Origin of the sequence: Burkholderia sp. MBR-1 (assembly GCF_013822785.1) — a bacterium.
Taxonomy (GTDB): Bacteria; Pseudomonadota; Gammaproteobacteria; order Burkholderiales; family Burkholderiaceae; genus Burkholderia; species Burkholderia vietnamiensis.
Genome location: NZ_CP053610.1, coordinates 2,082,295 through 2,103,373, shown reverse-complemented (window position 1 = coordinate 2,103,373; position 21,079 = coordinate 2,082,295). Strand labels below are relative to the sequence as shown.

Sequence of the window (21,079 nt, the reverse complement as noted above, 5' to 3'; positions counted from 1 at the left end):
GGTACGCCCGCGCTTACTCGCCGATCAGATGCAACACGATATCGCGCCGGTGCGCCGCACGGCGATGCTCGAACAGGTAGATGCCCTGCCACGTGCCGAGCACCATGCGGCCATGTTCGACCGGGATCGACAGCTGCACCTGCGTGAGTGCGGTGCGCAGATGCGCGGGCATGTCGTCGGATCCTTCGGTGTCGTGCTCGTAACGCGTGTCGTCCTCGGGCGCGAGCGTCGCGAAGTAGCGTTCGAGATCGCGCTGCACCGACGGATCGGCATTCTCCTGGATCAGCAGCGATGCCGACGTGTGGCGGCAGAACACGGTGAGCAGGCCGGTGCGGATCGCTTGCTGGTCGACGAACGCACGCACCTGCGGCGTGAATTCGACGAGGCCGCGGCCGCGCGCTTCGACGGCGATGTGCATGATGGTCTGTTGCATGTCGACGGCCTCAGGCGAGTGCGGCGAAGCCGTCGGCTTCGATCTGCGTGGCGTCGGCCGGACGCACGACACGCGCGACTTCGACGCCGTCGCGCAGGAACACCAGCGTCGGCCACAGCTTCACGCCGAACGAACGGCCGAGCGGGCGGCCGGGGCCGTCCTCGATCTTGAGATGCCGCACGGCAGGATGCGCGGCGAACGACGCGGCGATCGCGGGCTGCGCGGCCGCGCAGATGCCGCACCAGTTCGCGCCGAATTCGATGACGGTGGCACCGGTCAGTGCGTCGACTTCCGCGCGCGTCGGCGCGTTGGCGGTGTAGCGTTGCTCGGTTTCCATCGAGGCCCTCGTGTGCATTGGCGGAACGGGGCCGCCGCGTGCCGGCGTGCGCGGCACGAGCGGCCGGTGATTTCTTACTGTAGCGGAAAAGCGCGCGGGATGCCGGCGGCGGGCGGGCCGGCGCGCCGGTCGATCCGGATGAGGCGAGACGGGCGATCCGCTGCCGCTACCGCTGACGCGCCCCGTTCTGCGGGATAGCGATCGGATAAGATACGGCCCGATTGGCCCATGACCGAACCGACGGAGTGTTTCAGTGATTCAACCGACCGCAGTATTCAAGGACAACCTCGCGCAACTGCCGGCCATCGACGGCATCGCACGCATCGACCTCGTCGGCGCGAACGGCGAGGTAGTCGCCAGCATCGAGAACCAGCCGGGCAAGCAAGGCTCGCTCGCCGTGTACAACTATCTGCAGCAGGCGTTCGGCACGCTCGACGCGAAAGCGGCCGAACACGGCCTCGCAGTGTTCGGCGAGCATACGGCCGATGCACGCAACCGCCCGGGCGCCCACCCGAACGTCGATCGTCTGCTGGCGATCGTCGCGGGCGGCGAAGCGCTGCGCATCGACGTGATCGCGCAGCACTGAGCGCGCAACGACGTAACGGCGGGTGCGCGAAGCCGGCTTCGGGCACCCGCCGTTACGCAGCCGCACGCCGCCACGCGCGGCGGCATGCGGCAACGGGCGAACCCGCGCGCGATCCTCAGCGATTCGCGCCGAGCGCCACGCGCAGCCGCTCCATCAGCGCCGTGTAGTGACGCAGCACGTCGGCCTTGTCGGTCACGTTCGCGGTCGCGAAGCGCTCGACCCATGCCGGTTTCCATTCGTACGTGCCATGCACGCTGCGGTCGCCATCGGGCGCGTGGATCAGCGAACGAATCCGCGCGTCGCGGCCGGGCCCCGTGTGCATTTCGAACAGCGCGTGGATGAACGTGTGATACGCGTCGTAGACGTCGTCGTCGAACAGATAGCGATAGATGTGGAACGTGCGGTCCAGTTCGCGCTTCGCGCGGATCACGTCGTCCGGCGAGATGTCCTTCCAGTAGCCGATCCACGTGTAGAAGCACAGCAGCGCATTGAGCTGCGGCGCGACCGTGTCGTACAGCGCGAGCCGTTTCTCGATCAGCCGCTGGTTGGTCCACTGCACGAGCTCGAGCCGCTTCAGCCGGCGCGCGACGAGCCAGCCGAGGCACGCGACCGACAGCGGCGTCAGCACGCCGAGCACGAGCTTGACGATTTCCAGCGAATTCCACGGATCGTTGAGTGGCTGCATGACGGCTCGACCAGAAGAACGCACCGCGCGGCGATCGTGCGCGATGACGGTTAGTTGCCGGTGCAGCCGACGCGCGCATCGGCCGCGACGCGGCGAAACGAAACTGCATCGACAGTGTAGCGGGCGATCGTCACCGGCCGATGACGAAACGGCGATGCGGCGCGGCGCGCCCGCCGTGCGCTACGTCGGCAGCGCCGACGTGAGCTTCACCTTCTGCATCGGGATGTCGGTCTTCACGCTGAGGACGCCGGGGATGCGCGTCAGGTACTCCATCTGGAAGCGCCGGTAATCGTCGATGTCCGCCGCCACGACGCGCAGCAGAAAATCGCAGTCGCCGGCCATCAGATGACATTCGACGACCTCCGGCATCTGCTGGACGGCGTCGGCGAAGCGATTCACGGACTCCGCGTCCTGCCCCTTGAGCCACACGCGCGTGAAGATCGTCAGCCCCTTGCCGACCTTCGCCGGGTTCAGCACCGCCACGTACTTCTCGATCACGCCGGCTTCCTCGAGCAAGCGCACGCGCCGCAGGCACGGCGACGGCGACAGCCCGACCTCGTGCGCGAGTTCCACGTTCTGCATGCGGCCGTCGCGCTGCAGAGCGCTGAGGATCCGTCGATCGATCGCATCGAGCTTCATTGGCATCCGATTCCAAAAAAATATCAAAACACGCGTTAAGTGCCAAATTTTCGGAAATATCTAGCTACAACGCAACCCGATTCGAGTCAAAAAAGCAGACAATCCCACTCCCCCGAAGGAGGAGTAATGAGCAGTAGCATTTCCACGTCGTCCGGGCTTCGCGACAAGCCCGCCTATGTCGCCGAGATGGGTCGCGGGCTGCGCGCGGCGCTGCCCGTCATGCTGGGTTTCGTGCCGTTCGCGCTGCTGCTCGGCGCGCAGGCGGCGCAAAAAGGGCTGAGCCCGTTCGAGGTGCCGATGATGACGGGCCTGAACTTCGGCGGCGGCTCCGAATTCGCGGCGATCCATCTGTGGACTTCGCCGCCGCACATCGCGCTGATCGTCGCGATGTCGTTCCTCGTCAATTCGCGCCACATCCTGATGGGTGCGGCGTTGGCACCGTACATCCGGCGTCTGCCGCGGCGCCGCGCGTTCGCCGCGCTGTTCTTCATGTGCGACGAGAGCTGGGCGATGTCGCTCGCCGATGCGCGCGCCCGATCGGCCTCGCACATCAGCGTGCCGTACTACGCGGGCATCTGCGCGGGGCTGTACCTGACGTGGATCTCGATGACGACGTTCGGCGCGGCGGTCGGCCCGACGATCGGCAACGTCGAGCAGTACGGCTTCGACATGGCGTTCACTGCCGTGTTTCTGGTGCTGCTGCGCGGCATGTGGAAGGGCGTGCGTGCGAGCCGCCCGTGGTTAGTGAGCCTCGTCGTCGCGGCCGCCACGCACATCGCGGTGCCGGGCGCGTGGTACGTCGCGGCCGGCGCGTGCGCGGGGCTGCTCGCCGCGCTGCTGTGGGAGCCGCACGATGCTGCCTGACGTCGCGACGGTCGCGACCATCGTGCTGATGGCGTCGACGACCTATCTGTCGCGCGTACTCGGCTATGTGCTGCTGCGCAACCGCACGCTGAGCCCGCGCATGGCGTCGGTGATGGAGAACGTACCCGGTTGCGTGCTGATTTCGGTGATCGCACCGGCGTTCGTGTCGACGCGGCCTGCCGATCTGGTCGCGCTCGCGGTCACGCTGGCCGCGGCGACGCGCCTGTCGATCCTGCCGACCGTCATCGTCGGGGTCGTGTCGGCGGGAGTGCTGCGGCAGTTGCTGGGGTAACGCGGTGCGGGCTGCGGGCTCTGGTCGCTGCTACTCGGCTGCCCCGTTGCTTGTCGAAGCAAACCGAATGGTTGCGATCAGTACGCGCTCAAGGCGACGTCGCCGCGGCCACCGACACCGGTATCAAACGGCCTCGCCGCTCTCGCCCCCATCACGTCAGATTCAATCCCCCGTCGAGCATCACGATCTCGCCCGTCATGTAATCGGACGCGACGAGCATCGCGACGGTCTGCGCGATGTCATCCGGCGACGCGGCGCGACGCATCGGCGCGTGCTCGCGCCAGAGCCGCTGCGCATCGGTCCAGTCGGCCGTGAGCGGTGTGTCGACGAGCCCGGGCGCCACCGCGTTGACGCGGATCGCCGGCGCGAGCGTGCGCGCGAGCAATCGCGTCGTGTGATTGAGCGCGGCCTTCGCGGCCGCATACGGAATCGACGCGCCCTTCGGCCGTACCCCGGCATGCGAGCTGACGTTGACGACGCAACCGGCGCGTCCGCGCGACGCTGCGTCGAGCAGCGCGGGCTGGGCGAGCGCCACGAGCCGGAACGGCGCGATCACGTTGATCTCGTGCATCTCGCGCCACACGTCGGGCGTCGCGGCCGCGAGATCGTCATGTGCGATCACGCGGCTCACGCCAGCGTTGTTCACCAGCACGTCGAGCCGGCCGTGCACCGCGAGCGCATCGCGTATCAGCCGCACGCGCTCGGCATCGTCGGCGAGATCGGCCTGCACGTACGTGCCGCCGAGCTCCCGCGCCATCGCGCGCCCGGCGTCGACCGAACTGCGCGAATGCAGGATCACCGCATGGCCATCCGCCGCGAGGCGGCGCGCGATCGCCGCACCGATGCCCGACGTCGATCCGGTGACGAGCGCGACCGGCCGATGCACGCGCAGCGCGCGCGGCTCGACCGCGGTTTCGATTTCGGGTTCGGTTTCGGTTTCGGAAAGCCGGTCGTTCAACGGCGGAAGCGGCGCGTCCATGGGATGCGATCCTGTCAGTGGCGTTCCCGCATCATAAGCGCGACGGCGGCCGCTGCGGGCACGCGCGGCTTATGGCTGGCCGGGCAGGTCGACGAAATCCTCGAGCGCGCCCGCGACGTGAAGCCGCTTGCCGATTCTCGGATACTCGCACACGTCGTGTTCCAGGCGCTGCCCCATGATCAGCAGTTCGAGCGGCGCGGCGCCGGTGTTCTGCAACGTGTGCGCTTCGCCGCCGCGCGCAAAGCCGAGAAAATCGCCCGGCCCGATTTCGTACGCACGCTCGCCGATCGTGGCCGTGCCCGTGCCCGACAGCACGTACACGCATTCTTCCTCGTACAGATGACGGTGATATTCGGCCGATTCGCGACCGGGCGTCAGCGTCAGCAGGTGCGCGCCGATCTGCGTGAGGCCGGTCGGGTCGCCGAGCTGGCGTTTCAGGCGGACCGCATTGGGGTTCAGCGGATGCACTTCGCGCGCCGGTTCCATCTTCGCGATATCGGCGGCTTTCAACAGTGCCCTGGCAGGCGTCGGGGACATGGCAACCTCGTCGGCAGCAATGCAGCGGTTGAACGGGCTCGCCGAAGCGGCACGGCAAGCATGCGACGGTATTGTCGGACATTTTCGCGCACGCGCGCAGCGGTGCGCGCGGCCGCCCGCGCGGCGGTCGCTCAACGCACGTGCACGCCGCGCAACTGCGTCAGCAATGCGACGAGACGATCGACGTGTTCGTCCTGCGTGCGCCATGACGACACGCTGATGCGCAATGCGGGCCTGCCCTGCCACACGGTCTGTCCGAACCATACGGCGCCCGAATCCTGCGCGGCTCCGATGATGGCGATCGTTTCGTCGTCCGTGCCGGCTCGCACGAGCACCTGATTCAGCACCACGCGGTTCAGCACGTCGTAGCCGGCCGCGCGCAAGCCGTGGGCGATGCGCGCTGCCTGCGCGCAATGCCGCTCGATCATCGTCGCGACGCCCGCGCGGCCGAGCGCGCGCAGCGCTGCCCACACCGGAATGCCGCGCGCGCGCCGCGAGAACTCGAGGTTCAGGTTCTTCTGCGCGTCGTGCGCGCCGCTCAGGTAAACGGCGTCGCTGTTCATTGCGGTTGCGAGCGCCGCCGCGTCGCGGCAGATCACCATCGCGCCGTCGTACGGCGTGTTCAGCCATTTGTGGCCATCGGTCGTCCAGCTGTCGGCGCCGTCGACGCCGTCGGTCAGCGCGCGCTTGGACGACGCCCGCGCCCACAGCCCGAACGCGCCGTCCACATGGACCCACGCACCGGCGGCCCTGGCGCGCGGAATCAGCGCCGCGAACGGATCGAACTCGCCCGTGTTGACCTCGCCCGCCTGCACGCAGAGTATCGTCATGTCGTCGAGCGGCGGCAGCTGCGCGGGATCCATGCGGCCATGCGCGTCGACGGGCGCGACGATCAGGCGCTTCATCCCGAAGCCGAGCACGCGCAGCGCCTTCTTCACCGTGATGTGCGCGAGCTCGGACAGCACCACCTTGACCTCGGGCGCGCCGTTCAGCCCGTCCTCGTCGACGTCCCAGCCGTTGCGCGCGAGCAGCGCGCGCCGCGCGGCCACCAGCGCGACGAGCGTGCATGCCGTCGCGCTCGTGCCGAATCCCACTGCGCTGCCTTCGGGCAGCCCGAGGACGTCGACGATCCAGCGCGCAGCCTGCCGCTCGATCGTCGCGGCCACCGGCGAGTTCACGAACGACGACGCGCACTGATCCCATGCGAGCATCAGCCGTTCGGCCGCCGCCGCGGCCGGCAGCGTCGCGCCGATCACGAAGCCGAAGTAGTTCGGGCCGTTCGACGCAACGGTCGCGGGCGTGCCGCGCTCGTCCAGCAGCCGCAGCACGTCGTCGGCCGCACGACCCGTATCCGGCAGCGGCTCGTCGAACGCGGCGAGGCCGGCGAGCGCCGCCGCGTCGGGGTACGCGCGCCGTTCGGCGGTCGCGGCGAGATACGCGTGCGCACGCCGGTCGGCGTCGGCAAGCAGCGCGAGTTCATCCATGTCGTGGCCTCGATGAAGGTCAGAGTTGCAGCAGATCGCGGCCCAGCCGATGCAGCGCATCGTCGATCCGCTTGTAGTACGTGAACTTGCCGACGCGCGTCGCGCGCACCAGCCCCGCATCCGCGAGGATGCGCATGTGGCGCGTGGTCGTCGCCGGCGCGATGCCGAGCTTGTCGGTGATGTACGTGCAGCACACGCCGAGCTCGTCGAAGTCGCCGTGCGGCTGCGGCGGAAAATGCTTGCGCGGCTGCTTGAGCCAGCGCATCACGGCCAGCCGGCTTTCGTTGGCCAGTGCGCTGATGCGGATGACGTCGTCCATGGGGTCGGCCTCGGTTAACGTTTCGCATATTAGCTAAATGACGAAACGTCTGCAACGGCGCGTCGCGTGATCGGGCTGCGGCAGGCGCAGGTGCGCTGTACCACGTTGCGGGCGATGCGGGACGGTGCGCGAAACCAACGGCACGTCCGCGCCGCTTTCCGTTTCCCGCGCTGACGTTCTACAGTTACGGGACTGACCTGCACCGTTGCCCATCGCCCGCGTGGCGCGATACGCACCCCATTCCGAGGGACATCCATGCCGAGCATCATCGCCGGTTCCGCCGCCCTGCCGCCGAGCACCGTCGCCGCCGAAACGCGCATGGTGCACGACGTCGCCACGCTGCGGCCGTCCGACTACCGGTCGGCCGACGGCACGGCGTGGGTCATCGCGACCATCACGCCGGCCGCCGACAGCGGCGCGCCGGTGACCGGCCCCACCTACTTCGACACCGCGACCCGCCAAACCGTCGCGGTACCCGATGCGCGCAGGCGCTATGCGAACCGCGGCACCTGGCAGGTCGTCGCGACGTCGAGCCCCGCGGTGCCGGCCACCGGCCGCTACGACTGGCTCACGCTCGCGTGGCTGCCGATCAACCGGCGGCCGCTGCCGCAAACGCCCGAGCATCTGTATTCCCCGTTCATCCACGGCGGCACGATCGTCTATCGATGGAATCCGGCCGCGCAAGGCGGCGAGCAGTTCGGCAACGTGCGGATGATCTTTCCAGCGTGGCAGCAGCCAGTGGCAGACGTGCTGCGCAGCGCACCCGACGACGCCGCGCAGTTGACAGCGAGCGCCGCTGCACCGGCGCTCGAGCGCGTGGTGCACGACGACAATCCGATGCTCGCCGTCGTCGACTTCGGCACCGCGCTGCAAGAAGAACCGGCCGAGCGGATCGCCGCGCGTCTGCCGGCATTGTTGCGGGCGCGCGATTTGCACGAAGTGTCGGCGCTCGTGTTCCTGTGCATCGCCGAAGCGCGCGAAGCCGAGCGGCCGCGCCTCGTCGAAGCGATCAACGGGGCGATTTTCTCGATCGACGACGGCCCACGTCTGCTCGCGATCGCCTACGGCGCGTTCGCGGCCGGTCGCGCGAAGCAGCGTCCGTTCAGCGATGCCGCGCAGACCGCGCGCATCGGCGACGTGTTCGCCGCGTTGAAGCAGCGCACCACGGCACTCGGCGTGCCCGTCGGTCACGGCACGCCATGGGATGAGTTCTTCACGGCGTACCGGCTCGGCGGCACGTCGGCCGGCGTGGGCCGCGACATCCGGTAGTCAGGGCTGCGGCGCGATCGCCGCGCGTATCGTCGGGCGCGCCGCCGCACAGCGGCGAACGCGACGTCGTCCTGAACGATCGCATCCGCCATTCGAGCGGCCGCCGCAACGCGGCGCAGGCCGCTCGATCACGACGGGAACCGCAAGCGCCGCGCCGGGTCGAAACGCCGCATCACGCGTCGACCGCGTCGCGTTCACCGGTCGATCCCTCGTTCCCCGAAACTTTGCCTTCATGTTGAGCCTTGGTCCCTTCTCGATCCGCGTCGTCGCGGTAGCCGCCGCGGCATTGCTGGCGTGGCTCGTTGCCCGCCTGATCCAGCGCCGCCCGCGTGACGGCCAGCACAAGAGCGCGTCGAGCCTGATCCTCGACGTGCTGCTGCTGGGGCTCGTCGCCGCCCGTATCGGCTATGTCGCGCAATGGTGGCGCGAATACGCGGCGACGCCGCGCTCGATCGTCGCGCTGGGCGACGGTGGCTTCGACTGGCGGATCGGCCTCGCAACCGCGCTGGTGTTCGCGGTGTGGCGGCTGCGCCGCCTTCCGGCGCTGCGCCGGCCCGTCGCCGCCGGCATCGTCGCCGGGCTGGCCGCATGGGGCATTGCGCTGGGCACGCTCGCGACGCTGCAGCGCAATGCGCCGACGTTCGCCGCAATGCAGTTGCAGGCGCTCGATGGAGCGCCCGTGTTGCCGCAACGCTTTGCCGGCAAGCCGCTCGTCGTGAATCTATGGGCGACGTGGTGCGCGCCCTGCCGGCGCGAAATGCCGATTCTCGAACAGGTGCAGCGCGATCGGCCGGACATCACGGTGTTGATGCTCAATCAGGGAGAAAGCGCATCGGCGGTACGCGCGTTCCTCGCGCAGCAGGGGCTGCGCTTCGACACCGTGCTGCTCGATCCGACGCTGCGCGCGATGCATGCGTACGGATCGCGCGGCCTGCCCACGACGCTGTTCTTCAACGCGAAGGGCGAACTCGTCGAATCGCACATGGGTGAAATCACGGCCGCACGGCTGAAGGACGCCGCGGCGCAGCGCTTCGGCCAGTGATGCGCCCGGCGCCCGGCGGCGACCGTCACGGCCGCGACATCACCATCACGCGCCCCGACACGCGCTGAAGCTTGAGCCAGCCGGTGTCGGCGGTAAAGCGGAGCTGCTGCAACGGGAAGTCGAACGACGCCTTCTGCGCCGCGCTGACCACCGCATCGGCGATCCACCGAATCAGTTCCTTGCCTTCGTCGGTGGTCTGGTGGCCGTTCTGCACGCCGTAGAAATAGCGATTGCCCGCGTTGACTTCGTTCTGCAGTTGCATCCAGTGGCCGGCCAGGCCGGGCAGCGTTCTGAACAGGTCGGCGACGCGTTGCGTCGTCAGGCCGCGCGCCCACAACGCACCGTTCGTCGCCGGGCGCGCCAGGTTGTGTCGGTCTGCTTCCTGGGCCTGCTCCTTGATGTCGCCTCGCAGTGAGTCGGGTTTCGTCATCGCATTTTCCTCGTGAAGGCCCGTCGCGGGCCGGTTGATTGAAAAGCCGCTGAAACGCGCGCGCGCGCTGCCCGCACGATACCGCCAATCCGGAAAATGTTCGCCTGTCAGGTGTATCAGGCCGCGCACGCGCGCGCACGATCGGCGCGACACTGCATGCGTCCCGCCCGGTTGCGTTCGCGCCGCGCACGGGAAGGTTGTACAGTCGAGGGCTGCCGACGTGCGAGCGCAGCGCCGTCCGACGACGAGCCGTGCATCACGTCGCGCCTTTTGTCATCGAACCGGAATCCCGTCATGTTTCTCGATCATCTTCATCCGGAACGCTGGACGTTCCTGTGGAACGCGTTGTCGACGCTTTCGATCAGGCTTTGCGCCGGCCTCGCGTTGCTCGTCGTCGGCTGGTGGCTGTCGAAGCGCATCGGCAACTGGCTGAACCGTCTGCTCGCGAACAAGGAGCGCGTGGACGTCACGCTGCGCCCGATCCTCTGCGACGTCGCCGTGTGGGGCATCCGCATCGTCGCGATCGTCGGCGCGCTGTCGCAGCTCGGCATCGAAACCGCGAGCATCGTCGCGGTGCTCGGCGCGGCCGGCCTCGCGATCGGCCTCGCGCTGCAAGGCACGATGCAGAACATCGCGGCCGGCATCATGCTGTTGCTGCTGCGGCCGTTCAAGGTCGGCGACTACATCGACGGCGGCACCGGCGTCGCGGGCACCGTGGACGAGGTCGGCCTGTTCATGACACGGCTGACCAAACCCGACGGCATCTGCGAATACGTGCCGAACAGCGCGCTGTGGGGCAGCTCGATCCGCAACTACACGCGCAATCCGACGCGCCGTCTCGATCTCGAAGTGGAGGTGTCGGTGCACGACGACATCGATCGTGCACTCGGCGCGCTGCGCGCGCTGGCCGAAGCCGACCCCGACGTGCTGAGCGATCCTGCGCCCGACGTGATGGTGATGCGCTTCGACGACAGCACCGCGATCGCGAACGTGCGCGTGTGGACCCACACCGACAAGTTCTGGGCGACCCGCTGGCGTCTCGCGCGCCAGGTGCGCAAGACGCTCGACGATGCGGACTGCGCACTGCCGATCCGCACCCGCGAGCTGCATATCGTGCACGACGCCGAGCAGCAACGACGCGCCGATCCGCATCGCGTGCAGGTGTCGTGAGGCGGCGCGGCGCATGACCGCGCGTATCGCGCGAGGACACGCCGCGCGATACGCTCCGGCATGCGCGGCGTCGCGTACGTCACGTAGTCCGTACCTCGATCGGTTGCCCGCACGGCCGCGCGGCTGATCGCCGAGGCGGCGGTGTAGCGGTTCAGCAACGCAGCGCAACCTCTACGCCCGCCCTTCGAAACCAAGCAACACGTTCACCGCATTCACGCCGATTTCGTCGACCATATACCCGCCTTCCATCACGAACAGCGTCGGCACGCGCAGCCGCGCGAGCGCCTCGCCGATGCGCAGGTAGTCGGGCGAGCGCAGCTTGAAGTGGCTGATCGGGTCGTGCTCGAACGTGTCGACGCCGAGCGATACGACCAGCAGATCGGGCGCATGCGCGGCGACCGCTGCCGCCGCGTGCTCGAGCGCACGCGCATATGCGTCCCACTGCGTGCCCTTCGGCAACGGCAGATTCAGGTTGAAGCCGTCGCCCGCGCCGCTGCCGCGCTCGTGCGCGTAGCCGGAGAAGTACGGATAGCACACGGCCGGCTCGCCGTGGATCGACGCGAACAGCACGTCCGCGCGATCGTAGAAGATGTCCTGCGTGCCGTTGCCGTGGTGGAAATCGACGTCGACTATCGCAACGCGCGCAGCGCCGCTCGCGATGCCGCGCTGCGCGGCGATCGCCGCGTTGTTCAGATAGCAGTAACCGCCCATGTATTCGCGACCCGCATGATGACCGGGCGGCCGGCACAGCGCGAACGCCGCACGCGCGCAGCCGTTCGACAGCAGGTCCGCTGCGGTGAGCGCGGAATTCGCGCTCGCGCGCACGGCGTCCCACGTGCCGGCATTGATCGGCGCACCGGCGTCCATCGCGAAGAAGCCGAGCTTGCCGTCGATGAAATCGGGCAGCGCCGCCGCCGACGGCATCGCGCGCACCGGCCACACCAGCGGCAGCGCCTGGCAGCTGCGGCCGCTCGCGGCCCACTCGTCCCACGCACCGGCAAGAAACTCGACGTAACGCGCGCTGTGCGCGCCGGCGTAGCAGGCGGGGTCGAACGCGCGCGGCACGAGCACGCCGCCGAGGCCCGCCGCGCGCACCTGCGCGAGCACCGTCTCGGCGCGCAGCGGGTTTTCGAACGAATCGGTGATCGCGCCGTCTTTCAGTTCGACGCCGCGATGCAGATGGTGATCGCTGCTGTAGATCGTGAGCATGGTTGGCCGTTCCAGTGAAACGCGTGACTGAGGCGACAGTCTATCGACGCCCGATGGCGATTGTTTTGCTTTCGACTTCGCCGTTTCCTACAATTTCGAAAAAACCGCCTACGGAGATCACTCAATGAGCAAAAATCGCGCTCCGCTCGAACTGGACGGCGTCGACCGCGCGATGCTGCGCATGCTGCAGGACGACGGCGCGCTATCGAATGCGACGCTCGGCGAGCGCCTGTCGTTGAGCGTCACGCCGTGCTGGCGGCGGCGCAAGCGGCTCGAGGACGAACGGGTGATCACCGGCTATCAGGCCAATCTCGACCGCCGCGCGCTCGGAATGAACGTGTTCGCGTTCGTGCACGTCACGTTCAACATGCATTCGGACCAGGACGCCGATCATTTCGAGGACGTGATGCGCGGTCACGACGAAGTGACGTCGTGCCACAAGATCACCGGCGCGGCCGACTACATTCTTCAGGTGGTCGCGTCCGATCTCGACGCGTATGCCACGTTCGTCGAACGCGTGCTGAGGAAGCAGGCAGGCGTGTCGTCGATTCAGTCGAGCCTCGCGCTGCGCGAGGTGAAGTTCTCGTCGCGCGTGCCGGTGCCCGATGCGTAAGTGTCCGTTCCCGCCCGCGCCGGCATCCGCGTCGATCGTCATCCCATGGAGCACCCCGTCATGAAACCCGTCATGCCTTCCGTCTCGCTCGCCGCCGCATTCGCGCTCGCGCTCGCATTGACCGCCTGCACCACCGAACCGCCGTCGCCGCTTCCACCGGACGTCGCCGGACGGTCCGCGCCGAGCACGCAGACCGCCCAGGCCACGCCGCCCGCGCTCGGCGGCGATCGCGACGCGCACGGCTGCATCGGCTCGGCCGGCTACGCGTGGTGCGCGCACACGCAGCAATGCGAGCGTCCGTGGGAGCTCGCGCACGCGCACGGCTTCGCGAACAGCCCCCAGGCGTACGAGCAGTTCTGCGGGAACGGCATCGCGAAGTGACCTGAGGCAGGCGCGAACGCCGGCCCGCGATGCCGCGCCGCGGCTCGACGATCGGCGGGCGCGCTTCGCGCCGTGCCGCGAGCGCACAGGTCGGGCCGCACGCGTTCGCTTTCCGTCGTTGCGGCCGCGTCCGGGCCGCCGCAACCGGCCGGCCGCGGCATTCGCGCCGCTGCGCGTTGCCGCCGCATCGGCCCGCTCGCCGCGCGCCCGCCCGAATGCCCGACTGCCGGTGCGCCGCATCCGCTAGAATTGCGGGCACGCGCGACGCCGTCGCCGCCCGCTCCACCCATCCGCATCGCCGCGGTCCTCGCGACCGCCGGTGCGGCCCGCGCCCGAGCCGCGCGAGCGCCGCACGCCGTTGCCGCGCCCGCCGGGCGCGCCACCAACCGAATTCAGCTGGAGAAAAACCGTGTTTACCTGCCGAAACCAGAGCTGCGGCACGCAGTGGGAGACGTCCGACGTCGTGATCAAGGACGAAGGCCAGGGGCTGCTGTTCCGCTGCCCGCTATGCGGCGCACGCAACTATCTCGAGCGCTTCGAAGCCGAAGACGGCACGGTCGTCTACGAGCAGATGGCCGGCCGCCCCTACCTCGGAGATGTCGAATGACGCAGCCCGCCGCCACGCCGTTCAGCGCGCTGCCGCTGACGCCCGCGACGCTCGCGAACCTCACTCAGCTCGGCTACGTCGACATGACGCCGATCCAGGCCGCGAGCCTGCCGATCGCGCTGGCCGGGCACGACCTGATCGCGCAGGCGAAGACGGGCAGCGGCAAGACCGCCGCATTCTCGCTCGCGCTGCTGTCGCGCCTCGACGCGCGTCGCTTCGACGTGCAGGCGATGATCCTGTGCCCGACGCGCGAGCTCGCCGACCAGGTCGCGCAGGAAGTGCGCCGCCTCGCGCGCGCCGAGGAGAACGTCAAGGTGCTGACGCTGTGCGGCGGCACGCCGATGCGTCCGCAGGCGCAGAGCCTCGAGCACGGCGCGCACGTCGTCGTCGGCACGCCGGGCCGCATCATGGACCACCTCGAGCGCGGCAACCTGAAGCTCGACGCGCTGAACACGCTCGTGCTCGACGAAGCCGACCGGATGCTCGACATGGGCTTCTTCGACGACATCGTGAAAGTCGCACGGATGTGCCCGGCGACGCGTCAGACGCTGCTGTTTTCCGCGACCTATCCGGACGGCATCGCGAAGCTGAGCCAGCAATTCCTGCGCAACCCGAAGGAAGTGAAGCTCGCGGAGCGCCACGACGACAGCAAGATCCGCCAGCGCTTCTACGAAGTGACGGACACCGAGCGTCTGCATGCGGTCGGCCAGTTGCTGAACCACTACCGGCCGGTCAGCACGATCGCGTTCTGCAACACCAAGCAGCAATGCCGCGACCTGCTCGACGTGCTGCACGCGCAGGGCTTCCATGCGCTCGCGCTGCACGGCGAGCTCGAACAGCGCGAACGCGATCAGGTGCTGATCCAGTTCGCGAACCGCAGCTGCTCGGTGCTCGTCGCGACCGACGTCGCCGCGCGCGGGCTCGACATCGCGCAGCTCGAGGCGGTGATCAACGTCGACGTGACGCCCGACCCGGAAGTGCACGTGCACCGGATCGGCCGCACCGGCCGGGCCGACCAGGAAGGCTGGGCGCTGAGCCTGGCGAGCATGGACGAGATGGGCCGGGTCGGCGCGATCGAGCAGGCGCAGAAGCGCGACGTCGAATGGCATTCGCTCGCGGAACTGAAGCCCGCCGACGAAGGCACGCTGCTGCCGCCGATGGAAACGCTGCAGATCCTCGGCGGACGCAAGGACAAGATCCGCCCGGGCGACGTGCTCGGCGCGCTGACCGGCGATGCCGGCTTCGACGGCAAGCAGATCGGCAAGATCAACGTGACGGAGTTCTCGACCTACGTCGCGATCGAGCGCGGCGTCGCGCGCGACGCGCTGCGCAAGCTCAATGCCGGGAAGATCAAGGGCAAGCGCGTCAAGGTGCGCCTGATGGACGACGAATGACCGCAAGCGGTGCGGCGCTTCGAGCGCCGCGCCGCCGCGTCATGCCAGCACCGGATAGCCGCGCGCCGACGCGCGCTGCGCGAACTGCGCAATCGTGTCGTATGCGTGCGGCGCCACACTCTCGAACCCCTTCAGCCTCAGCACGCGCGCGCGGTCGCGATCGACCGTGACCGCATGCGCGAGCGCATCCCGTAGCGGCTTCACCAGCCCGCCGTCGAGCGCCTTCGACGCAATCAGCGGCAACCCCGGCGCCGGCGCCGTCATGCCGACGATCCGGATCTCGTCCAGCAACGCCGGCAGCGCATCGCCCACGTACGCGAACGTCACGCAGTCGATCGCCGCGCAATCGGCTTGGCCGGCCGCGAGCGCGCGCAGCACGTTCAGGTGCGAGCCGAACGACGCGACCGAAGCGAAGAAACGTCCGTCATGCGCGTGCGGCGCGACTGCATCGCGCAACGCATTCATCCCGCTGTGCGAATCGTCGCCGTTGATGGCCGCGCGTAGGCCGCGACACGCGGCCAGCGTCGTCGCGCCGCGCGCCTGCGCGCGCGCCGACACGACCAGCACGCTGCTGTAGCGTGCGCCGTGGCAGCCGGGCGCATCGAACGCGGGCGTCGCGATCAGATGCACGGTTTCGTTCAGCCCGAGCATCCGGTACGGATAGCCGCAGGTCTGCGACAGCAGCAGGTCGTTGCGGCGCCACAGCGCATTCAGATCGTCGAACGGCTCGCCGGGCAGCGCGACGTCGACCGGCCCGCCGGCACGCGCGAACGCATCGAGCGCGTCACGCAGCAACGCGCGCCACAGCGCGCCGTGGCGCGGCGTCACGTTGTACATCGGCAGTGCGGCGATCCATTGGTTCATGCGCGCATTCTACGCAGCGGCGCTGCACCGCGGGAAGCACGCTCGATCGAACTTCCGCAGGCACCGAAACACGAGCGCGCGAACGATGCTTATGCGCCGCGCGGCGATAAGCAAATGCGAAACGCTTGGTTGGCGCGCCGACGCCGCGCCGTTAGCGTTCAAATGGCGCGGCGCCGTCGGATTCCGCCCAGATGACGGCCGCCACCGGCGAAACACCTGCGGGCACATCGAGCGTGCGCTGCATCGACGCATTCGTCCGCTTGCCGCCTTTCGCGCCGACGGCGCACTTCATCCCGTTTCACACCATGGCCGAATACTTCGACGTCGACCACGCGCGCGCGATCGCCGCGCTCGACGCCCGCTTCACCGCCCGCACCGAGTGGCCGACCTGGCTGCTGATCGTCGCGATCTACGGCGGCTGGCTCGCCGTGCTGCTGCTCGTGCGCGCCGGCCATTTGTCGCTCGCGGCCGCGACGCCGCCGCTGATCCTGCTCGGCGCGTGGCACATGTCGCTGCAGCACGAACTGCTGCACGGGCATCCGACCCGCTGCGCGTTCGTGAACCGGCTGCTGGGCTATCCGCCGCTGACGATCTGGTATCCATACACGCTGTATCGCGACACGCACCTCGACCATCACCGCGACGAGGATCTGACCGTGCCCGGCGTCGACCCGGAATCGAACTACGTGTCGCGCGAGCAGTGGGCGCGGCTGCCGCGCTGGCGACGCGCGCTGACAGCGGCGCGCAACACCTTCGTCGGGCGCCTCGTGTTCGGGCCGCCGACGAGCGTCGCGGCGACGTTCGCCGACGCGCTGCGCAGGTTCCGGCGCGGCGACTTCCACTACCTGCCGATGTGGGCCGCGCACGCCGCGTGCGTGGCCGCACTGCTCGCGTGGCTGCAACGGGCGATCGGCATGCCGTGGTGGTACTACGTACTGGCCGTCGCGTGGCCCGCGCTGTCGGTCGCGATGATCCGGTCGCTGTTCGAGCATCGCGCCGCGCGGCAGCCGAAGGCGCGCATCGCGATCAACGAGGCCGGCTTCGCGATGCGCCTGCTGTATCTGAACAACAACTACCATCTCGTGCATCACGACCTGCCGAAGCTGCCGTGGTACGACCTGCCGCGTGCGTACCGGATGCGCCGCGACGCGTATGCGCAAAAATGCGGCGGCTTCGTGATCCGCGGCGGCTATCGCGAACTGCTCGCGCGCCATGCGTGGACGCCGACCGACGCGCCCGTGCATCCGTTCGAGCGCGGCACCGCATCGCTGTCCACAGGCTGCGGCGCGACGGTCGCCGTGGTCGACGGGTATCTCCGGATCAGTACCTGACGCACGTCAGGCGCGCGAGCGCGTAGGGCGTCGGTCGCGTCGCGAAGCCGCCCGTTGCGGCGGCCGTTGCGCGCAACGGCGCGCCATCCACGCCCCCTGCGCATTCCTTACGAAACGCCGACGCCAGCGCAATGCGGCGCTCTACCGCCGAATTGCCAATTGCGTCGGCAATGGCCAGAATGACGGCTCGTCCGGAGCCGCCCACGATCATTCGCTCCGCCTCCGCCCGCGGCCGCGCGCCGCCCTCTCCGAACGACGATGCAACCCAACTCCTCACCCGGCGCGGTCCGCTCGATCGGCAACGACTGGTCGGTGTCCGCGATCACCGCGGGCTTTCTGGCGGTGCTGATTTCCTATGCGGGTCCGCTCGCGATCCTGTTCCAGGCATCGCAGGCCGCGCACGTATCGAACGAGATGGTCGCGTCGTGGGTCTGGGCGATTTCGATCGGCGCGGGCGTGTCGGGCCTGTTCGCTAGCTGGAAGCTGAAGGTGCCGGTGATCACCGCGTGGTCGGCGCCCGGCACCGCGCTGCTCGTCGGCCTGTTTCCGCAACTGTCGCTGAACCAGGCCGTCGGCGCCTACCTGACGGCCGCGGCGATCATGCTGGCGATCGGCGTGAGCGGCGGTTTCGACCGTCTGGTCCGCCATATTCCGCGCGGCATCGCGTGCGGGATGATGGCCGGCATCCTGCTGCCGTTCGGCATGCATGCGTTCTCGGCCGCGACCGCGCAGCCGGTGCTCGGCTTCGGGATGATCGGCGCGTACGTGATTTTCAGGCGCCTGCTGCCGCGCTACAGCATCGTGCTGGTGCTGCTGACGGGCGCCGCGCTCGCGACGCTGCTGGGGATCGCGCACATCGGCAACGTATCGCCGAGCATCACGCGGCCCGTGTTCATCGCGCCGGAATGGACGCTCGGCACCACGCTCAGCCTCGCGTTGCCGCTGGTCGTCGTCAGTCTCACCGGCCAGTTCCTGCCGGGGATGACGATCCTGCGCGTCTCGGGCTACCACACCAGCGCCCGGCCGATCATCGCCGCGACCGGCGTGATGTCGCTCGTCGTCGCCTGCTTCGGCGGGATCACGATCGTCGTCGCGGCGATCACCGCGGCGCTGTGCACCGGCAAGGATGCGCACGAGGATCCGGACCGCCGCTATGTCGCGGGCATCGCGAACGGGGTGATCTATCTGATCGGCGGGATCTTCGCGGGGACGATCGTCACGCTGTTCTTCGCGCTGCCGAAGGCGTTCGTCGCGATCCTCGCGGGGCTCGCGCTGATCGGTGCGATCGGCGCGAACGTGCACGGGATCTTCGAGGACGACGCGCACCGCGACGCGTCGGTGATCACGTTCCTCGCGACCGCATCGGGGATGACGTGGCTGGGGCTCGGGTCCGCGTTCTGGGGCATCGTGATCGGGTCGGCCGCGTATGCGGCGTCAAGCCGGGTGCGCCGCCACGCGTGACGCGACGCGCGCGCATCGGCGCAGACGTCGGCTCAGCGCGTGTGCTCGCGCAGCAGCGCCGCGATCGCCTGCTCCGGTGACGTTGCGCCGTAGACGCGCTCCGACACGCCGGCCTCGACGTCGATCTGTCCTGCGTTGTGCGCGTCGTAGAGATCGACGATCAGCTTTGCATGAAGTTCGCTGAGACCGGCGCGCAACAGCGTAGCGGTCCATGCGTCGCGCGGCAGCTCCTGCGCGACGATCGCGCGGCCGACACGTTCGGCGAGCGCATGGGCGATGTCGCGCACGTTCACGCGCCGCGGCCCCTCGATGCTGACGATGCGCAACGCCGTACGCGCCGCGGCCGGCTCGGTCAGCAGCCGCGCGGCCGCGATGCCCACGTCTTGCGCCCAGACCGTCGGAAACACCTTGTCGAGCGGATGATGAAAGCTCGGCAGCACGCCGGTGGCCAGCGCGACCGGCAGCACGCGCGCCCAGTTCTGCAGGTGTTCGGCCGAGCGCAGCAGCGTGAGCTGCGTCGGGATCGTCTTGAACGCCGCTTCGAGCCGATGAAAGAGCCGCGCGATGCCCGTGTTGCCGTCACGCTCCGCGCCGTAATCCGACAACGCGAGCAGCGCCGGCGGCGCAGCGGCGACGAGCGCGCCGGTCACGACGTCGATGATCCGCTCCATCGACGCGGCCGGGTCGCGCTCGGCGGCGGGCACCGGACACAGCATCTGCACGGCCTGCGCGCCGTCGAGCGCCGCGGCGACGGCTCGTGCGTCGGCCAGATCGGCGATCGCCACCTCGCAGCCGAGTTGCACGAAGCGCTCGCGCCGGCTTGCGTCGCGCAGGACGGCGCGAACCGGATGGCCTGCGCTGCGCAGGGCCGTGACGGCCGACAAACCGACATTGCCTGTTGCGCCGAAAATCACGAACACGATTCGCTCCTTGGGGGATGACGTTGCGGTGATTGTCGCGGTGCGCGACTCGGATGGCGCGCACCGATGGATGAAGCGAGCAGGAATGGATGACGCGATGGTCGGGGCGCGCGGGTGGACGGCGTGAGCTGCGGCTCGGTGGATGTTATCGGAGGCGCGCTGTCAGGTTGGCGTTGCCATTCACGCTGCCCTTACCGCCATCAACCTCCTAAGCCCGCGTCAGCCCGCCCTTCCCCCCGCGCGCGCAATTTCGGTCGGCGTCGCGCCGAGCACGCGATTCATCCAGTTCGCCATGTGGCTCTGGTGCGCAAAGCCGGCCTCGAGCGCGATCTGGCTGATGCTGAGCCGTCCTTCGAGCAGCAGCGTCTTGGCCCGCTCGACGCGCCGCCGCACGACGTACTGATGCACCGGCATCCCGAGCGTCGCGCGAAACAGCACCTTGAAATGCGGCACGCTGATCGACACGAGCGCCGCGAGTTCGGCGAGCGTCATGCGGCGTTCGAGGTTCGCCTCGACGTAATCGATCACGCGCGACGCCGCCTTCGGCGTCAGCATGGGCGTGCGCTCGCGTAGCGCCGGACGGCTGTCGGCCAGCCGCGCGACGAGCGCCGTGCACAGGCTCTCCGCATAGAGCGGGTCTGATGCGTCCGCCGCGTCGAGTTCGGCGGCCAGCGCCCACGCGATGTGCTGCAGCCGCGGATCGCGCACCTGCAGCCGCCGGCGGATCTGGGCGTGCGCGGGCTTCAGTTCGAGTTGCTCGAACGTGCTCCGCACGAACGTGTCGCTCAACGCGATGTACAGGACCCGGCAATCGGCGCTGTCGGTCCACCGGCCCGGCAGCCCTGCCGGGATCACGTCGACGTCGCCATGCGCCTGGATGCGCGACACGCGCTCGCCGTCGCATACGCAATCCGCGCGCACGGGCGAGCCGACGTGCACGCCGATGCGGTGATGCTCGGCGGCCGGAATCCGGTACGTGCCCGCGCGTATTTCCAGCAGCGATGCGCCGAAGCCGCGCCATCCGAGCCCCCGGCTGGAGCGCAGCGTGATGGGCACGCCTTCGTCGGGCGGCGCGGCGAGAATCGGATCGCTCATGATTTCCCTCCACCGAAGCGGATACAGATCGCGCATTGTGACGCCTTTTCGGCGCGCTTGCCGGGCCTGCGCGGTCACTTCGACGTCGCGTGGGAAAAGATCATCCGTTTCTGCTTGGGCCAATCCTTGCATGCGCGC

Annotated in this window: 26 protein-coding genes; 12 read left to right on the top strand and 14 right to left on the bottom strand. The window is 68.9% G+C overall.

Annotated elements, in window-relative coordinates:
- Positions 1-13: 13 nt before the first annotated feature.
- Together MBR110_RS24030 and MBR110_RS24025 are read right to left on the bottom strand one after the other, a co-directional pair.
- A complete protein-coding gene (locus tag MBR110_RS24030) occupies positions 14-433 on the bottom strand; it encodes a secondary thiamine-phosphate synthase enzyme YjbQ (protein WP_011881263.1) in 420 nt (139 codons plus the stop codon).
- Between the two features lie 10 nt (positions 434-443).
- The gene (locus MBR110_RS24025; RefSeq protein ID WP_011881262.1) at positions 444-770 is read right to left on the bottom strand and encodes a thioredoxin family protein; all 327 of its coding nucleotides are present in this window, start codon (positions 768-770) and stop codon (positions 444-446) included.
- Between the two features lie 253 nt (positions 771-1,023).
- Between MBR110_RS24025 and MBR110_RS24020 the strand changes: the two genes are divergently transcribed.
- A complete protein-coding gene (locus MBR110_RS24020) occupies positions 1,024-1,356 on the top strand; it encodes a DUF2322 family protein (RefSeq protein ID WP_011881261.1) in 333 nt (110 codons plus the stop codon).
- Positions 1,357-1,471: 115 nt separating this feature from the next.
- Here MBR110_RS24020 and MBR110_RS24015 read toward each other — a convergent pair whose 3' ends face one another.
- A complete protein-coding gene (locus MBR110_RS24015) occupies positions 1,472-2,041 on the bottom strand; it encodes a hypothetical protein (RefSeq protein WP_034193697.1) in 570 nt (189 codons plus the stop codon).
- 180 nt (positions 2,042-2,221) lie between these two features.
- Positions 2,222-2,680: an Lrp/AsnC family transcriptional regulator gene (locus MBR110_RS24010; RefSeq protein WP_009691375.1), complete on the bottom strand. Its 459-nt coding sequence runs from the start codon at positions 2,678-2,680 to the stop codon at positions 2,222-2,224.
- Between the two features lie 126 nt (positions 2,681-2,806).
- On the opposite strand from MBR110_RS24010, the gene MBR110_RS24005 reads away from it, so the two are divergent.
- Positions 2,807-3,544 (top strand): AzlC family ABC transporter permease, encoded by a 738-nt coding sequence (locus MBR110_RS24005; protein ID WP_011881258.1) that lies wholly within the window; start codon positions 2,807-2,809, stop codon positions 3,542-3,544.
- Positions 3,534-3,836: an AzlD family protein gene (locus MBR110_RS24000; protein ID WP_034193698.1), complete on the top strand. Its 303-nt coding sequence runs from the start codon at positions 3,534-3,536 to the stop codon at positions 3,834-3,836. The genes MBR110_RS24005 and MBR110_RS24000 overlap by 11 nt, the downstream gene beginning before the upstream one ends.
- Before the next feature lie 151 nt (positions 3,837-3,987).
- Here the strand turns inward: MBR110_RS24000 and MBR110_RS23995 are convergent, their stop codons facing one another.
- The 4 genes from MBR110_RS23995 to MBR110_RS23980 all read right to left on the bottom strand — a co-directional run bounded on the left by MBR110_RS23995 (position 3,988) and on the right by MBR110_RS23980 (position 7,155).
- The gene (locus MBR110_RS23995; RefSeq protein WP_046426026.1) at positions 3,988-4,815 is read right to left on the bottom strand and encodes an SDR family NAD(P)-dependent oxidoreductase; all 828 of its coding nucleotides are present in this window, start codon (positions 4,813-4,815) and stop codon (positions 3,988-3,990) included.
- 69 nt (positions 4,816-4,884) lie between these two features.
- On the bottom strand, positions 4,885-5,352 hold the full coding sequence (locus MBR110_RS23990) for a cupin domain-containing protein (protein WP_011881255.1): 468 nt from the start codon (positions 5,350-5,352) through the stop codon (positions 4,885-4,887).
- Between the two features lie 131 nt (positions 5,353-5,483).
- On the bottom strand, positions 5,484-6,836 hold the full coding sequence (locus tag MBR110_RS23985; RefSeq protein ID WP_059991180.1) for a pyridoxal phosphate-dependent decarboxylase family protein: 1,353 nt from the start codon (positions 6,834-6,836) through the stop codon (positions 5,484-5,486).
- 19 nt (positions 6,837-6,855) lie between these two features.
- Positions 6,856-7,155 carry an ArsR/SmtB family transcription factor gene (locus tag MBR110_RS23980; protein ID WP_011881253.1) on the bottom strand — a complete coding sequence of 100 codons (300 nt, stop codon included), beginning with the start codon at positions 7,153-7,155 and terminating at the stop codon, positions 6,856-6,858.
- 255 nt (positions 7,156-7,410) lie between these two features.
- Here MBR110_RS23980 and MBR110_RS23975 point away from each other — a divergent pair, with 255 nt between their 5' ends.
- Positions 7,411-8,424, top strand: coding sequence for a hypothetical protein (locus MBR110_RS23975; protein WP_011881252.1), 1,014 nt, complete (start codon positions 7,411-7,413; stop codon positions 8,422-8,424).
- 232 nt (positions 8,425-8,656) lie between these two features.
- Complete coding sequence (locus MBR110_RS23970; RefSeq protein WP_059561764.1) at positions 8,657-9,466, top strand: TlpA family protein disulfide reductase; 810 nt, start codon at positions 8,657-8,659, stop codon at positions 9,464-9,466.
- A gap of 25 nt (positions 9,467-9,491) precedes the next feature.
- On the opposite strand, the gene MBR110_RS23965 is transcribed toward MBR110_RS23970, so the two are convergent.
- Positions 9,492-9,896 carry a hypothetical protein gene (locus MBR110_RS23965; RefSeq protein ID WP_011881250.1) on the bottom strand — a complete coding sequence of 135 codons (405 nt, stop codon included), beginning with the start codon at positions 9,894-9,896 and terminating at the stop codon, positions 9,492-9,494.
- A 294-nt stretch (positions 9,897-10,190) separates the two neighbouring features.
- Here MBR110_RS23965 and MBR110_RS23960 point away from each other — a divergent pair, with 294 nt between their 5' ends.
- Positions 10,191-11,066 (top strand): mechanosensitive ion channel family protein, encoded by an 876-nt coding sequence (locus MBR110_RS23960; RefSeq protein ID WP_059460417.1) that lies wholly within the window; start codon positions 10,191-10,193, stop codon positions 11,064-11,066.
- 171 nt (positions 11,067-11,237) lie between these two features.
- Here the strand turns inward: MBR110_RS23960 and MBR110_RS23955 are convergent, their stop codons facing one another.
- Complete coding sequence (locus tag MBR110_RS23955; protein WP_181709374.1) at positions 11,238-12,275, bottom strand: histone deacetylase family protein; 1,038 nt, start codon at positions 12,273-12,275, stop codon at positions 11,238-11,240.
- Between the two features lie 124 nt (positions 12,276-12,399).
- On the opposite strand from MBR110_RS23955, the gene MBR110_RS23950 reads away from it, so the two are divergent.
- The 4 genes from MBR110_RS23950 (at position 12,400) to dbpA (ending at position 15,270) form a co-directional block, all read left to right on the top strand.
- Positions 12,400-12,888: an Lrp/AsnC family transcriptional regulator gene (locus MBR110_RS23950; protein WP_011881247.1), complete on the top strand. Its 489-nt coding sequence runs from the start codon at positions 12,400-12,402 to the stop codon at positions 12,886-12,888.
- 60 nt (positions 12,889-12,948) lie between these two features.
- Positions 12,949-13,269: a hypothetical protein gene (locus MBR110_RS23945; RefSeq protein WP_060122911.1), complete on the top strand. Its 321-nt coding sequence runs from the start codon at positions 12,949-12,951 to the stop codon at positions 13,267-13,269.
- A gap of 409 nt (positions 13,270-13,678) precedes the next feature.
- The gene (locus MBR110_RS23940) at positions 13,679-13,876 is read left to right on the top strand and encodes a hypothetical protein (RefSeq protein WP_011881245.1); all 198 of its coding nucleotides are present in this window, start codon (positions 13,679-13,681) and stop codon (positions 13,874-13,876) included.
- Positions 13,873-15,270 (top strand): ATP-dependent RNA helicase DbpA, encoded by a 1,398-nt coding sequence (dbpA, locus tag MBR110_RS23935; protein WP_014724345.1) that lies wholly within the window; start codon positions 13,873-13,875, stop codon positions 15,268-15,270. The genes MBR110_RS23940 and dbpA overlap by 4 nt, the downstream gene beginning before the upstream one ends.
- A 39-nt stretch (positions 15,271-15,309) precedes the next feature.
- Here the strand turns inward: dbpA and MBR110_RS23930 are convergent, their stop codons facing one another.
- A complete protein-coding gene (locus MBR110_RS23930; RefSeq protein ID WP_034193706.1) occupies positions 15,310-16,134 on the bottom strand; it encodes a phosphate/phosphite/phosphonate ABC transporter substrate-binding protein in 825 nt (274 codons plus the stop codon).
- A gap of 305 nt (positions 16,135-16,439) precedes the next feature.
- On the opposite strand from MBR110_RS23930, the gene MBR110_RS23925 reads away from it, so the two are divergent.
- Positions 16,440-17,465, top strand: a complete 1,026-nt coding sequence (locus MBR110_RS23925; RefSeq protein WP_175898763.1) for a fatty acid desaturase — start codon at positions 16,440-16,442, stop codon at positions 17,463-17,465.
- On the opposite strand, the gene MBR110_RS23920 is transcribed toward MBR110_RS23925, so the two are convergent.
- Positions 17,455-17,676, bottom strand: a complete 222-nt coding sequence (locus MBR110_RS23920; protein ID WP_059888851.1) for a hypothetical protein — start codon at positions 17,674-17,676, stop codon at positions 17,455-17,457. The two genes, MBR110_RS23925 and MBR110_RS23920, sit on opposite strands and share 11 nt — an antisense overlap.
- A gap of 47 nt (positions 17,677-17,723) precedes the next feature.
- Here MBR110_RS23920 and MBR110_RS23915 point away from each other — a divergent pair, with 47 nt between their 5' ends.
- Complete coding sequence (locus tag MBR110_RS23915; protein ID WP_034193707.1) at positions 17,724-18,926, top strand: benzoate/H(+) symporter BenE family transporter; 1,203 nt, start codon at positions 17,724-17,726, stop codon at positions 18,924-18,926.
- A gap of 32 nt (positions 18,927-18,958) precedes the next feature.
- Here MBR110_RS23915 and MBR110_RS23910 read toward each other — a convergent pair whose 3' ends face one another.
- Together MBR110_RS23910 and MBR110_RS23905 are read right to left on the bottom strand one after the other, a co-directional pair.
- Positions 18,959-19,846 carry an NmrA family NAD(P)-binding protein gene (locus tag MBR110_RS23910; protein WP_059668484.1) on the bottom strand — a complete coding sequence of 296 codons (888 nt, stop codon included), beginning with the start codon at positions 19,844-19,846 and terminating at the stop codon, positions 18,959-18,961.
- Between the two features lie 219 nt (positions 19,847-20,065).
- Positions 20,066-20,941, bottom strand: coding sequence for an AraC family transcriptional regulator (locus MBR110_RS23905; protein ID WP_059622455.1), 876 nt, complete (start codon positions 20,939-20,941; stop codon positions 20,066-20,068).
- Positions 20,942-21,079: the final 138 nt, after the last annotated feature.

Coding starts and splice junctions, on each gene's coding strand:
- MBR110_RS23955 (WP_181709374.1), bottom strand. CDS start 12,275: ATGCTCACGATCTACAGCAGCGATCACCATCTGCATCGCGGCGTCGAA.
- MBR110_RS23945 (WP_060122911.1), top strand. CDS start 12,949: ATGAAACCCGTCATGCCTTCCGTCTCGCTCGCCGCCGCATTCGCGCTC.
- MBR110_RS23925 (WP_175898763.1), top strand. CDS start 16,440: ATGGCCGAATACTTCGACGTCGACCACGCGCGCGCGATCGCCGCGCTC.
- dbpA (WP_014724345.1), top strand. CDS start 13,873: ATGACGCAGCCCGCCGCCACGCCGTTCAGCGCGCTGCCGCTGACGCCC.
- MBR110_RS23965 (WP_011881250.1), bottom strand. CDS start 9,896: ATGACGAAACCCGACTCACTGCGAGGCGACATCAAGGAGCAGGCCCAG.
- MBR110_RS23920 (WP_059888851.1), bottom strand. CDS start 17,676: ATGATCGTGGGCGGCTCCGGACGAGCCGTCATTCTGGCCATTGCCGAC.
- MBR110_RS23990 (WP_011881255.1), bottom strand. CDS start 5,352: ATGTCCCCGACGCCTGCCAGGGCACTGTTGAAAGCCGCCGATATCGCG.
- MBR110_RS23995 (WP_046426026.1), bottom strand. CDS start 4,815: ATGGACGCGCCGCTTCCGCCGTTGAACGACCGGCTTTCCGAAACCGAA.
- MBR110_RS23980 (WP_011881253.1), bottom strand. CDS start 7,155: ATGGACGACGTCATCCGCATCAGCGCACTGGCCAACGAAAGCCGGCTG.
- MBR110_RS24030 (WP_011881263.1), bottom strand. CDS start 433: ATGCAACAGACCATCATGCACATCGCCGTCGAAGCGCGCGGCCGCGGC.
- MBR110_RS23970 (WP_059561764.1), top strand. CDS start 8,657: ATGTTGAGCCTTGGTCCCTTCTCGATCCGCGTCGTCGCGGTAGCCGCC.
- MBR110_RS23930 (WP_034193706.1), bottom strand. CDS start 16,134: ATGAACCAATGGATCGCCGCACTGCCGATGTACAACGTGACGCCGCGC.
- MBR110_RS23905 (WP_059622455.1), bottom strand. CDS start 20,941: ATGAGCGATCCGATTCTCGCCGCGCCGCCCGACGAAGGCGTGCCCATC.
- MBR110_RS23915 (WP_034193707.1), top strand. CDS start 17,724: ATGCAACCCAACTCCTCACCCGGCGCGGTCCGCTCGATCGGCAACGAC.
- MBR110_RS23985 (WP_059991180.1), bottom strand. CDS start 6,836: ATGGATGAACTCGCGCTGCTTGCCGACGCCGACCGGCGTGCGCACGCG.
- MBR110_RS23975 (WP_011881252.1), top strand. CDS start 7,411: ATGCCGAGCATCATCGCCGGTTCCGCCGCCCTGCCGCCGAGCACCGTC.
- MBR110_RS24005 (WP_011881258.1), top strand. CDS start 2,807: ATGAGCAGTAGCATTTCCACGTCGTCCGGGCTTCGCGACAAGCCCGCC.
- MBR110_RS23960 (WP_059460417.1), top strand. CDS start 10,191: ATGTTTCTCGATCATCTTCATCCGGAACGCTGGACGTTCCTGTGGAAC.
- MBR110_RS24015 (WP_034193697.1), bottom strand. CDS start 2,041: ATGCAGCCACTCAACGATCCGTGGAATTCGCTGGAAATCGTCAAGCTC.
- MBR110_RS24000 (WP_034193698.1), top strand. CDS start 3,534: ATGCTGCCTGACGTCGCGACGGTCGCGACCATCGTGCTGATGGCGTCG.
- MBR110_RS23950 (WP_011881247.1), top strand. CDS start 12,400: ATGAGCAAAAATCGCGCTCCGCTCGAACTGGACGGCGTCGACCGCGCG.
- MBR110_RS24025 (WP_011881262.1), bottom strand. CDS start 770: ATGGAAACCGAGCAACGCTACACCGCCAACGCGCCGACGCGCGCGGAA.
- MBR110_RS24010 (WP_009691375.1), bottom strand. CDS start 2,680: ATGAAGCTCGATGCGATCGATCGACGGATCCTCAGCGCTCTGCAGCGC.